Annotated in this window: 11 protein-coding genes; 4 read left to right on the top strand and 7 right to left on the bottom strand. The window is 60.2% G+C overall.

The features are described from left to right. A partial coding sequence (locus ACH196_RS28285) for a DUF3300 domain-containing protein (protein ID WP_396650185.1) occupies positions 1 to 1,342 on the bottom strand: 1,342 nt, incomplete at its 3' end. Between the two features lie 36 nt (positions 1,343 to 1,378). Continuing rightward, positions 1,379 to 1,648, bottom strand: coding sequence for a hypothetical protein (locus ACH196_RS28280; protein WP_396650184.1), 270 nt, complete (start codon positions 1,646 to 1,648; stop codon positions 1,379 to 1,381). A gap of 602 nt (positions 1,649 to 2,250) precedes the next feature. On the opposite strand from ACH196_RS28280, the gene ACH196_RS28275 reads away from it, so the two are divergent. Continuing rightward, positions 2,251 to 2,721, top strand: a complete 471-nt coding sequence (locus ACH196_RS28275) for a histidine kinase (RefSeq protein ID WP_396650186.1) — start codon at positions 2,251 to 2,253, stop codon at positions 2,719 to 2,721. A 33-nt stretch (positions 2,722 to 2,754) separates the two neighbouring features. On the opposite strand, the gene ppk2 is transcribed toward ACH196_RS28275, so the two are convergent. From ppk2 to ACH196_RS28250, 5 genes are all read right to left on the bottom strand, one after another. Next, positions 2,755 to 3,636, bottom strand: coding sequence for a polyphosphate kinase 2 (gene ppk2, locus ACH196_RS28270; protein ID WP_396650183.1), 882 nt, complete (start codon positions 3,634 to 3,636; stop codon positions 2,755 to 2,757). A 27-nt stretch (positions 3,637 to 3,663) separates the two neighbouring features. Beyond that, positions 3,664 to 5,373 carry a SulP family inorganic anion transporter gene (locus ACH196_RS28265; RefSeq protein WP_396650182.1) on the bottom strand — a complete coding sequence of 570 codons (1,710 nt, stop codon included), beginning with the start codon at positions 5,371 to 5,373 and terminating at the stop codon, positions 3,664 to 3,666. 18 nt (positions 5,374 to 5,391) lie between these two features. Then, positions 5,392 to 6,624, bottom strand: a complete 1,233-nt coding sequence (locus ACH196_RS28260) for an HlyD family secretion protein (RefSeq protein ID WP_396650181.1) — start codon at positions 6,622 to 6,624, stop codon at positions 5,392 to 5,394. A 3-nt stretch (positions 6,625 to 6,627) separates the two neighbouring features. Next, positions 6,628 to 7,080, bottom strand: coding sequence for a hypothetical protein (locus ACH196_RS28255; protein ID WP_396650180.1), 453 nt, complete (start codon positions 7,078 to 7,080; stop codon positions 6,628 to 6,630). Between the two features lie 132 nt (positions 7,081 to 7,212). Next, complete coding sequence (locus ACH196_RS28250; protein WP_396650179.1) at positions 7,213 to 8,868, bottom strand: hypothetical protein; 1,656 nt, start codon at positions 8,866 to 8,868, stop codon at positions 7,213 to 7,215. A gap of 183 nt (positions 8,869 to 9,051) precedes the next feature. Here ACH196_RS28250 and ACH196_RS28245 point away from each other — a divergent pair, with 183 nt between their 5' ends. The 3 genes from ACH196_RS28245 (at position 9,052) to ACH196_RS28235 (ending at position 11,744) form a co-directional block, all read left to right on the top strand. Next, positions 9,052 to 9,321 carry a hypothetical protein gene (locus ACH196_RS28245; RefSeq protein ID WP_396650178.1) on the top strand — a complete coding sequence of 90 codons (270 nt, stop codon included), beginning with the start codon at positions 9,052 to 9,054 and terminating at the stop codon, positions 9,319 to 9,321. Positions 9,322 to 9,860: 539 nt separating this feature from the next. Continuing rightward, positions 9,861 to 11,228: a tyrosine-type recombinase/integrase gene (locus ACH196_RS28240; RefSeq protein ID WP_396650177.1), complete on the top strand. Its 1,368-nt coding sequence runs from the start codon at positions 9,861 to 9,863 to the stop codon at positions 11,226 to 11,228. Between the two features lie 261 nt (positions 11,229 to 11,489). After that, positions 11,490 to 11,744, top strand: a complete 255-nt coding sequence (locus ACH196_RS28235) for a hypothetical protein (RefSeq protein WP_396650176.1) — start codon at positions 11,490 to 11,492, stop codon at positions 11,742 to 11,744. The last annotated feature ends 3 nt before the right edge of the window (positions 11,745 to 11,747 follow it).

Below are 11,747 nucleotides of genomic sequence, written 5' to 3'. Positions count from 1 at the left end.
TCTGCGGCCTGCCTCCTCCGCGTTGCTGGACAGCCCGGCCGCCGCCGCGCTGGCCGCCGCCCATCGATCTCTGGCCGCGATTGGATTGGACTTTCGAGACCTTGCCGCGATCGACATTGCCCAGCCCGGAAGGCTTGTTTGGCCGGTTGCTGGCCTTGCCGCCGGCCTTCGGCTTGCCGGCAGGGCGATTGACGTTGGCCGGCCGCTTGGCGTCGGACCGAGCAGCATCGCGCCTGGCTCCATCAGGCCGCGCGGCCGGTCTCGGTAAATCGGAGCCGGCCCGTGCCCGGTCGCCCTGCGGCTTGTTCTTGAGGCCCTCGAGCGTCGACTTGCGGATGTCCTGGGCTTTTGCCGCGCGGGCCGGATTGTTGGTAGGCCTGTCACGCCGGATGTTGGCTGCCCGGTTGCCGATGTTGTTTCTGCCGTTCGCTTCGACCCGGTTCTTGATGTTGGTGCGGTCGAATTTGGCGAGCTGGTCCCGGTCGAAGTTGATCTTCGAGCGGTCGATGTTCTTCCAGTCGACGTCCTTAAGATTGAGCTTGCCGTCGAAGTCGATGTCGTTGAAACACTTGTTGCAGTCGATATCGATGTCGCCGCCGTCCCAGTTGCCGCCCCAAACCCCCCAGTCGTCCCAGTCGACCGCCGCCGCCCAGATCCCCCCGGTCACCGCCGCTGCGAAGAAGGTCGCGCCCGGATACCAGTAGCTCGGATAGGGTTCCGGATAGTAGGAGATCGGCTCGGGCGGATAGTCCTCCACATAAAGCATCTGCGGCTCGTAGCGCGGCACATAGACCTTCTCGGTGTTGACCGACTGGATGACGATGTTGTCGCCCTGCGTCTCGACCTTCATCTTGTCGTCGGTCTTGACGATGTCTTTCGCCACCGCTTCCTCGCGCAACTGCTGGATGGCGATCAGCACGTCCTTCTGCTGATAGGCAATGGCGTCGCCGAGCTGCTGCGTCCACTCCAGATCGTCGCTCATCATCTTGACGACCTCGGGATAGTTGAGCAGCGAGATCACGCTGCCGTCCCAGCTCTCCTTCGGCTTGAGGTTCTTGTCCTTGGCGTAGGCGTCGAGATAGCGCTGCGCCTCGATGATCTGCAGCGGGTAGAGCGACGCCGCGGTGATCACTGCGATCAGCTCGTCCGGATAGAGCGCAATGCGCGCCACCAGCACTTCAAGCTCGTCCGCGCTCAGCGGTTCGGGCGTCTCAGCCACAGGGGCGGAAGGGGCGGCCGCCGCCGTCTTTTGTTCCTGCGCGGCCGTCGGGTCGGCCGCAAATATCAGCAGGCCCATACACGCCGCAGCGCCGGCTGCCCTTAGAATGGCGTTGAAGGTCATGTTTCAACTCCCCTGTGTCTGTGCCGCAACCCCGGCCTAGTTTCGCTCGAAGCATTGGGGCAGGATGAAATCGTCGCAAACGCCCTCGATATCCTGGACCCTCATGTAGCCTTTCGATGTCAGGCACGCGGCAACAGCTTCGAAAGTGCGAGGATCACTTTCTGAAACGACGGCCCGGTTGACCGGGGCGCTGTTCGGATCGCCGGTCTCCGTCCGGCTGGCTTCGAGCTTGCACTGGTCGATATCCTGCCTGCTGGCATGCTCGCCGGCCGCTCCGGTGAGAACGAAAGCAGCCAAGCCCGCCACGACAATACGGGGTCTCATCAAACCGGCCCTCGTCGGTTCGAGCCATCGACTTCCATGCTTCGCGACACAACTTCCGATCAAAACGGGCAATTGCAAAACCTCGCATCCTGGGCCTCGCTGGTTCATGGGTGCCAGCTCATGCCCTGGAACTCCTTGCTGACCGGCGCTCCCTCCTCGCCACAAGAGGTTGCGCGGCGATTGTCTTTCGCTGAGAGGCCAGTTTCCTCCAATGCCAGGCAGTTGGCACAATCGAGCTCGGGCGTGCCAAGCCCGCCGAGCGCTACATTTCACCGGAGCAGGACCTATTGATAGGTCGCGGAGGGTTACTTACTAGGCTTTACGTGTGCCGATTTGCTCAGCACTCCCAACGGCATGAGACTGTCGGTCGGATATGGATCGACTGCTTGCTCAACTTAACGACGACCATGAAGACCATTGGCGTCAGTCGGCGCTTGCCCGAAGCACATGCTCGGAGGTCTGCCGTGGGCACGCTCGTTGAGTATATTACCGTATCTTCGGCCCAACTTCGGCGGCGAGCCGCAAAATTCCGCACATGTCGTGCTAACCTTTCAAATCGGCAACCTTTGACCGGACCCACCGACATGGCCGCAGACAAACCGACCGACCCGAAAGCGACGCCCATATCCGCCTCCGAGCTCCGCCAAAAGCTGCTCGAAAAGGAGATGGAGAAAATATCGCAATATCGAAAGGAACAAGACGCCAAGCAGAAGGAACTCACCAAATTCACGGACGAGTTCCTCGGCAAGCACGTGACCGAGGAAGAAATCGCAACGGTGCGACGCCTGGTCATGATCGCCGTCGAGGCCGGCAAGCTCGAGGCAATGGTCTACAGCTTCCCGTCGAACCTTTGCACCGATAGCGGCCGTGCCATCAACAGCAACGACCCGGACTGGCCGCAGACGCTGCAAGGCAAGGCCAAGGAGTTCTTCGAACGCTATCAGACGTTTGGGAAACCCCAAGGCTACAAGCTCAAGGCCATGATCATCAATTTCCCGGGCGGCATTCCGGGCGATGTCGGCTTCTTCCTGAGCTGGGCCCCCGAGGCAAAGTGAAAGGTCGAGCCCTCCTCGTGCGGGCTCCATCCCTTACATCATCACGTCGGGCACGAAATTGTGCGGGGAGGAATCCTCGACGTAGTCGTCCGGTCGTTTCTGCCGCTTGCCCAGCTTTGGTTCCTCGAATTTTGGCGGTTCGTAGGGCAGGGACTTCAAAAGGTGTGTGATGCAGTTGATCCGCGCCTTCTTCTTGTCGTTCGATTGCACGATCCACCACGGCGCTTGAGGCGTGTTGGTGAGGCGGAGCATTTCGTCGTAGGCCTTCGAATAGTCCCACCAGCGTCGATAGGATTCGAGGTCCATCGGGCTCAGCTTCCATTGCCGCAGCGGGTCTTCTATGCGGCGCCTGAAGCGCTTCTCCTGCTCTTCCTCACTGACGGTGAGAAAATACTTCAGCAGCGTGATGCCGGACTCGACGATCGCAGCTTCGAAAGCGGGGCATTGTTCCAGAAACCGGCGTGCCTGCTTGTCGGTGCAGAAGCCCATCACCCGTTCGACGCCGGGACGGTTGTACCAGCTGCGGTCGAAGATCACGACCTCGCCGGCGGCCGGCAGATGGCGGATATAGCGCTGCATGTAGATTTGCGATTTCTCGCGATCGGAGGGAGCGGGCAGCGCGACAATGCGGAAAACCCGCGGGCTGAGGCGCTCGGTTATGCGCCTTATAAGCCCGCCCTTGCCGGCGGCGTCTCGTCCTTCAAAGATGATCACCACGCGCGCGCCGGTCGACTTCACCCACGCCTGCAGGTGCGCAAGCTCGATCTGTAGCCGAGCGAGTTCCTTGGTGTATTTCCCGCCCTTGACTTCATCGGGAGGATTGGCGGCCTCGTCCGCCGCGGCTTGCAAGGTGTCCGCCTCGACAATCTCGGCAGCCGAAGTCTGGTCGGCCTTCTTATTTTTCTTCTTGCTCATGTTGTCCTCCCTTGGAATGAAGCCGCGTCAGGACGGCTCTTGCGTTTTCGGCTTGCTGTCGCCGCGGGCCTCGAAGGCGCGAAGAGCGTCTTCGAGATCATCGAAGACCATCGCGGGACCGATCGTCTCTAGGACACCGGCACGTTCGAGCAATGCGCGCGCGTCGGCGTGCAGTTCCGCCAGGCCAATGGCGATTCCTCGCTTGGCCAGGTCGTTGGCGAAATCGTCGAGCATGCCCGCGCCAGTGCTGTCGACCTGGGCGATCGCACTGGCATCGAGCACGAACCATTGCGTATCCGAGGGAAGCGTCTCGGCGATGGCGCGCAGCCGCGCCTCGACATAATCCGAATTGAAGAAGAGCAGGCTGCCCTGGACGATGGTGATGGCGAGTCCCGGAACGGCATGGGCGGAAGGCGTGCGATGCAGCTTATAGAAGCCGTCGCGTCCCGGTATCCGGCCGAGCATGGCTTCGCGCGGAAACATCATCTGGCGCAGCACGTAGAGCAGCGTGGCTCCGATTGCGATCACGACGCCGTAAAGGACGCCAAGACCGATCGGCCCGAACAGCGCGATCAGCGCGAACACGAATTCCATGGGACTGATGCGCCAGATCTGACGCAGGGCGTTTAGATCGATCAGGCTTATTGCGGCCGCGACCAGAATTGCCCCGAGCGCGGGTACCGGCAGGATCCTCAGCGCGTCGCTCAGGAAGAGCACCGTGGCGAGCAGGGTGGCGGCTGCGACGATGCTTGCGATTTGCGATCGCCCGCCGACACTCGTGTTGATCGCGGTCCGCGAGTCTGACGCCGTGACGGGAAAGGCGCCATAGAGACCGGCCGCGATGTTGGCGGCGCCGAAGCCGACCAGTTCGCGGTCGGCGTCGACATGATAGCCGCCGCGGGCGCCGAAGCTGCGCGCCGTGACGATGCCGGCACCGAAGCTGACCAGAAAGATCGCGGCAGACCCGGACAGAATGAGGTCGAACGGCAGGTTCGTGAACGCAGGCAGGTGCAGTCTGGGCAGCATGGTGGGAACATCGCCGACAACGGCGATGCCGTGCCCGCGAAAGTCGAACAACAGAGACAGCACCACCGAGATCACGACGACAAGTACAGGGCCGGGAATGGGAAGGCGCAGGGCTGTTGCCATCTGCAGAAGAGCAAACATGGCCAAGGCGAGGATCAGGGATGGCCAATGGATCAGGCCTGCTTTCCGGGCGAGCTCCAGCAAGGGAGAGATCAAACCGTCGGCGTCGATCGGCACGCCGGTCACTCTCTTGATCTGTCCGATCATGATCGATAGCGAGATGCCGGCGAAGAAGCCGATGAGGATCGGCCTCGACAGGAAGCTTGCTATGATGCCGAGGTGGAGCACCCGCGCCAGCAGGCAGAGCGTGCCCACGCACAGCGCCATCGCCGCCGCGATGGCGACGCGATCGGCCTCCGGGGCGGCTGCCAGCACAGCCGCCATGGCTGCCGCCAGCACCGTCATCGTGGCCGCGTCAGGCCCGACGATGAGTTGCCGGGACGGTCCAAACAAGGCGTAGGCAACCAGCGGCGTAATGCTGGCGTAGAGCCCTGTTTCCGGCGGCAAACCGGCGATCGCCGGGTATGCTATCGCGCTCGGCAAGCCGACGGCGGCGATCGCCAGCCCGGCCGAGATGTCATTGCGAAGCCAAGGCAGCCGATAACCCCGAAGCCCTTGGGCCAATGGCAAAGACTGGAGACTGAGTTTCATCTCCGGCACGCCGCTTGGTCAGTGACCGCTCAGAACGAGCGTCTGTATCGGGAGCAGAATGGCCTGCAGCCGCAACAGCAGGGCATGCACAAGCCCGACGGTGTCGATCAGATGCAGATAGAGCCAGCGTCCGGTGCTGATATCCGGCGATGCGAGCTCGTCGTGGTTGTTGGTATAGGCATTGGCAATGCAACTGCTGCCAAGCGGAATGTCGTCCACCAAACCGGGATAAAGAGGTTCGAGATAGACGGTAATTGTGCCTGGCCGGGCAATCTGCGCTATGTCGACCAGTTGATCGGTCGGCCGGACTTGCCCGGACGCGATCACGTGCTGGACTTCGGTTACGACCATCGGAATGATTGTAAATGGCTTGGCGGCGCAGGTCGCCTCCGCGATCATGCCAACCTTTATCACCTGTGCCTCGATCTGCAGAAAACCTCCGATGAAACCAATCCGCCTATCCGTGGTAGGCACCAGAATGCCGGCGGACCGGATCATCGGATTGACGACATCGCCGGCCCGCAGCGCGAACTGCTGGACCACGCCGGTTACGCCGGCGCGTACGACCGTCCTGTCCAGCTCCACCTGGGCTTGCGCCAGGGCCGCCTCGGCGCTTGCCTTCTGGGCCGGTAGCAGGCTTGATATCTGGGTCTGCAGAACCTCCTTGCTGGCCATTGCCTCTCTCACTGCACCTTCGCGCCCGTCGGCGGCAACCTTAAGCCGCTCCAACTCGCGCTTGGTGACGACGTCGGCGTTGCGCTTCATCAATTCGGTTTTGGTATTCAGCTCATCCTGCGCCTGCATATAGGCGGCTTCGGCCTGTGTGATCCTGCCGTCCGCGGCTGCGAGTTCCATCTTCGCGACCTGCAGTTGGGCGTCGATCTCCGCCGAGCGGCGGCGCGCCGTCTCCAGAGCGGCTTCCTCCTCACTGCTGTCGAGCCGGAACAATGGCGCGCCGGCCTTCACCTCTTCGTTGAGCTTGACGAAGACCTCGGCCACGCGCCCGTTCTTCTCTGGCAGGATTGTCACAGTACGGAAGGCGGCAATTACGTTGTTGCTCGCGGGATGGAAATAGAAGATGAGCGTGATCAGCGCGACGGTGAGGACAAGGCACGCGGTGATCCCGTACCGCAGTTCGTACCAGACCGTATAGATCGTGATCTCCCGACCGATCCTTTTGCCCTGCACGAACCGCCGAAACAGAAAATCAGGAAAGATCGTCAGCAGCGAGCATAGGAACAGTTCGACCATGCTTCACGCCTTTTCGTCGGAAACGCTTTGCGAGGTTTGCTGCGGTTGCGCAACAACCGGATTCTCTGGCGCCGCGGGGACGGCAGCTTGTTCCGGCGAGGGCGGCTGATCGTAACGGCTGGCGATGCGGCTGAGAGAGTCCGCGATCGAAACCGCCGGTGTCCTGAAGTCCGGGAACTGAACCATCGCCAGCAGCAGGCCGGCGATCCAGAACAGATGGTTGTGGGTAAAAAGCGAAATGAGGGCGAGCACGCCGATGATCTCGATCTGCGTCCGGTTCGCCCGGTGCGCCATGCGCTCGGGCAACGCGTGAAGCCGGAAATAGAAGGCGCCGAGAAGCAGGATCATTACGATCAGGACCACGACCATGACGTTGAAGAGGATGTCGGTCTGGCCTGGAGCCGTTATGAAGGGTGGGAGGTGATCGATCGCCACCGGGTGAATTTGATTGTCCATGCCACAACCGCCCGCAATCCAGGCTGGATTTGCCTGTTGAATATCCGGTCAAGGATAAAGGGAAGGCGACCCTGGAGGCGAGCGTCGCGGAGTAAGTTACAGTAAGCCTCGACCCGCTTTGGGGTTTTCGCTTCAAGGGCTGCGACGGCCGTCGCCGAAAGTCTTCGAGAGCGTCATTTTAGCCATGTCTCGGCCGGGTAATCCGGCTTTGCGCAAACCGTCGACGACCATCCTAGCGAGATCAGGATGCAAGCTCCGCTTTTCCATGTCGGCCACAACATGATCGCCGTAGCTGGGGTCGTGTGCCAAAATGTGCTTCACAGCTCGCGTCGCTTCCTCGGTTCGCCCAAGCTGAGCGGCTGCCATGGCCACTGCGACGGGACCATAGATTACGAGAGCACCCATTCTTCGCGCTTGCGTCAGCGCTTCTTCGTAGCGAGCGTGTGCATAGTGATAGAGGAAAAGACCTATTCGGTAGCTCCCTGGCTGGGCAGGATTGCGTGCATAGGATTCTTCCAGAAGCGGGACTGCCTTATCCCATCTGCCCAACATCGCGTATCTTTGGCCGAGGTCGGCCGTGATCGCTGTGTCATTGGGATTGAGCGCACGGGCGGCTTCCAGGGCCTCGATGCTGGATTCCAGATCATAGAGAAACCAATACGCCAAGGAGCGGGCGTAGTGGCTCCAGCTTGCGCCTGGAGCCAACTCGATCGCACGGTCAGCCAATGCAAGGGCGCGATCAAGCAAATCTGAATCCGGCGGAACGGTATCACCGTGAAAGCGGTAGATGTTGGAGTACAAGAGTGAGAGGCAGGCGAACGCATCGGCGTAGTCGGGCTCCCTTCTTATCGTGCGCTCCAGACAATTTCGAACCTCTGGCAAGAGCTTCGGGTCAAGCGTCCGCCAATACTGATGAAAATAGAGAACGCTGCCATAGCTGCTTAACTGATCGGGAGGTACTCCGTCTCTGTCCTTCGCGCGGTCGCTGCTGATTATCCCATAGGGCTGCGCCAGGGTCTGAACGATACGGTTCGCGACCTCATTGCGCAGTGAGAATATCTCGGTGGGGCTCATTGAGCGCTCAAAGCTATCCGCCCAGATCGTCCGGCCGGTATGGTTTTCGGCAAAGACGGTATCCACCCAGAACCGCTCACGAGCAATCGCCGCGCCGCCACGAAGCACATAGCCAGCCTTGATTGTCCTGGCCGCGTCGGTATGCGCCTCCGCTTCGGGGCCGTACACCCGCAAAGCGGTGAAGCGGCTAAGTCCGACCACCAACGATCGGGTCAGTCCTCTCGCGAAATGCGGGAAAACCGAATGATCACCTTCTTCCGTGAAGGCTTCAACGTATATCGAAGGTCTGCTTTCCGCGATCTGGTGGCCGCCATCCTGCGGAACTGCCGCTGCCGGCCGGTCCTCACTCAAATCGTCGAAGGTGGGGACGTAGGAGCCTTTCGGTATACGGATCTGCATGGTCTCGTCCCGACCGCTCGTCAGGTAGTAGTGTTGCAGCGAGCGGCGCAGCCGGCCGGCAACGATTCGCACAATGGAGTCGACACTCGGGTCGAAACTGTCGTCGCGTCCGAATACCGAAGTCGCGATATTGTAACCCTTGATGCGCGAATGCCGACCCTGCAGCGTCTCTTCGACGACATAGGTCAAGAAATTACGCAGCCGCTCGGTTGAGTCGAAATCCGCTGACGCCAACACCCTAGCCAAGGCCTCGCGCACTTCCTGCGGCGAAGGCCCGTGCTTTCGTTCCTCCGCAATGACCTCCCTCTCGGCCATGGTCGGCCCCGCACGCAAACCGGCGACGATATGATAGCGCCGCCATTCTTAAATATACCTGGTTATAATAGCAGAATATCTTCGAAATTGAAACGGCCGCGATAACCCAATTGAAACAGTGATTAACATCTGCAGCGGGCGATGGTGAGCTAATGTGTCGGGTCTGTAGAGGGAAACCGCAGAATGGCTGGCCCGAATGCGACGCGCCTGGAGGTTGCGCAGATCATCGCGCGCTTCCCCAAGGATGGGGTGCTGATCCGCCGTCTGCTGCTCAGAGACGAGACGTTTCGTGCGATCTGCGAGGAATATATGCTCGCCCGCACGAGCCTGTCATGGTTTGAAGCACTTCCCAACGGAAACGACAGGCAGGAGGTCGCGGACTTCCGCGCCCTTATCCCTGGCCTCGAGCTCGAGATAGAAGAATTCCTGCAAAAATCGCGACAATCGCCGTGACGGCAACAAGAGCCTGTCGGTTGACGCCCTGCCGGTTCCTCGCACGGCCGCTGATGGTGGTTGTCTCATCCACCCTGCTAACGTCGACCGCGATCGCTCGGACCTCGGACGGATTGGGCGAGGCCCATCTGCGACGCTTCACAGTCCTACTACCCAAAACATCGACTGACCGTTTTGGATTCAATCGTCGGCGGACGACGGCGGAAAGCCGACTGACACTGCCGTCCCCCCGAAGCTTCCAGTCTGGACGAGGACCGGCGATTCGCGCCGTAATTGGAGATTGTCCGCCACCGGATATTGTACGGATATTACACGGGTTGGCAGAGAGAGCTAAGTACTTGAAATCGTTGGTACGCCCAAGGGGAATCGAACCCCTGTTACCGCCGTGAAAGTGTTGGAAATTTTTGCTTTTTGTGTTCGCCGCTGTTCGCTGATATCCATAAATTACAATGTGTTATCGTTTTCGTGTTTGCCGTTGTCCACCTATGTACGTGGGTGTATAGTGGACAAATAGTGGACAGGTTTTCAGGGGGAAGGCAATGGCAAGGGTAGTCACCGAAACGCCGATCTCGACGCGCGCCGCTCGCAGTAGGCTGGCACCAAGGGCGAAACCATACCTGCATGGTTTAGATGCCGGGGTGCATCTCGGGTACGTCAAGGGAAAGCGTTCCGGCCGCTGGGTTGTGCGGTACGGGACCAACGGAAGCGACTATATCATTGCCACGCTTGGTCCCGCCGACGATGTCATAGACGTCGGCACGCTCGACTTTGAGGCCGCGAAACGGGCGGCACGTGAGCATGTGGCCCTTGCGCGCCGGCAAGCCGAAATCGAGGCCGCTGGCCCGGTTCTTACAGTCCGGGATGCATTGGAAACATATGTGGCCATCCGGGACGCCAGAGACGCCAAGCGCAAGGGCAGGGCGGTGCGATCGGATGCCAGCCAGCGCATGCACCGCTATTTGCTGGGGCAGGGCAAGCGCGGGAAATCCCCGGCGATCGAACCGGCGAAGATCGTGGCCGTTCCCCTTGCTGATCTCACCGAGGACGATCTGCTCGCATGGCGCGCCACGCTGCCGGCCGTGTTGAAGACGACGACGAAGCGCAGGACGATCAACGATTTCAAGGCATGTCTAAACGAAAGCTATGACAATAACCGGCGCCGGCTGCCGGCCACGCTGCCCGGCATCGTGAAATTCGGATTGCGCGCCCTGTCGACCGATGATCCCGACGAAGATCACAGCCTTGCCCGCGAAAACCAAATCCTCGCCGATGGCGATATCAGCCGATTGATCGGTGCCGCGCGCGAGGTCGACGCCGAATTCGATTGGGGTGGCGATCTTTTCCGGCTGATCCTGATCTTGGCCACCACCGGCAGCCGCTTCGCTCAGGTCAGCAAGCTCAGGGTGGCCGACGTTCAAATCAATGCCGCCCGCCTGATGATGCCGAAATCCAAAAAGGGCAGGGGAAAGACATCCGGTTCCGTCGCGATCCCGGTCGGTCGCGACATCATGCAGGAGCTTGTCCCGATCCGGGTTGACCGGAAGCCGGATGAAATCCTGCTACAGCGTTGGCGCAGCGAACAGCGCCCCGGTTCGATCGAATGGCACCGCGCCAGCCGTGGCGCATGGCAATCGAATTCTGAGTTCTCGCGGCCATGGCGCGAGATCGTCAAACGTGCCGGCTTGTTTGAAGTAATCCCCTATGCATTGCGGCATTCGTCTATAGTTCGAATGCTTCGGCAAAACGTGAACATAAGATTAGTTGCGGCCTTGCATGACACATCTGTACAAATGATTGAGAAACACTATTCCGCATATATTGCAGATGGGCTGGAAGATATTGCACGCGCCGCGATTGTCCCGCTTATGCCTGCCGAAGGCGGTGCGAAAGTCGTTCGCTTGCGGTAGATATTGTTTGTAGGCGCTTGACACCGCCGTGAGGTTTGAATAAGCCTTCCAACCGTAGCGACGTGATGTCGTCACGTATCCGCCGGGCAATTCCGCCCAACCTCGGAGCATAACACCGATGGTTGGGGGCGCGCGCTCAGCGAAAGGATTTTGCGCACACCCAAACCCTTCGGTTCTGAACCGGGGGGCTTTTTGTTTTGAGCCTCCCAGAGCGAAACGAATGTTTGGGAGTGCTTGGAAGTGGAAAATGGAGATACCGGGTTGGCTGAAGCGAAGCCGGCCGTTGAAATCAGAAAATTGAGCTATACGCTCGATGAACTGGAACAGGTTTCTGGGGTTGGTCGGTCTAGCATTTATCAATCGATAAGCGATCTGTCTCTCCCGGCGAAAAAGTGGAACGGCAGGACGATCGTCCTCGCCGCGGATGCCGAAAAATTCTTGCACAACTTGCCGCCCTTTGTGCCCGGCAAGCGCAAGGGGCAGCGCCGGGTGCGCAATCCGGCAGGGCGGGAGTAAGCG

This window comes from Mesorhizobium sp. IMUNJ 23232 (genome assembly GCF_044326205.1).
GTDB lineage: Bacteria > Pseudomonadota > Alphaproteobacteria > Rhizobiales > Rhizobiaceae > Kumtagia.
The sequence above is the reverse complement of the archived record's forward strand: the minus strand, read 5'-3'. Positions and strand labels throughout refer to the sequence as shown.

Coding starts and splice junctions, on each gene's coding strand:
- ACH196_RS28275 (WP_396650186.1), top strand. CDS start 2,251: ATGGCCGCAGACAAACCGACCGACCCGAAAGCGACGCCCATATCCGCC.
- ppk2 (WP_396650183.1), bottom strand. CDS start 3,636: ATGAGCAAGAAGAAAAATAAGAAGGCCGACCAGACTTCGGCTGCCGAG.
- ACH196_RS28265 (WP_396650182.1), bottom strand. CDS start 5,373: ATGAAACTCAGTCTCCAGTCTTTGCCATTGGCCCAAGGGCTTCGGGGT.
- ACH196_RS28260 (WP_396650181.1), bottom strand. CDS start 6,624: ATGGTCGAACTGTTCCTATGCTCGCTGCTGACGATCTTTCCTGATTTT.
- ACH196_RS28255 (WP_396650180.1), bottom strand. CDS start 7,080: ATGGACAATCAAATTCACCCGGTGGCGATCGATCACCTCCCACCCTTC.
- ACH196_RS28250 (WP_396650179.1), bottom strand. CDS start 8,868: ATGGCCGAGAGGGAGGTCATTGCGGAGGAACGAAAGCACGGGCCTTCG.
- ACH196_RS28245 (WP_396650178.1), top strand. CDS start 9,052: ATGGCTGGCCCGAATGCGACGCGCCTGGAGGTTGCGCAGATCATCGCG.
- ACH196_RS28240 (WP_396650177.1), top strand. CDS start 9,861: ATGGCAAGGGTAGTCACCGAAACGCCGATCTCGACGCGCGCCGCTCGC.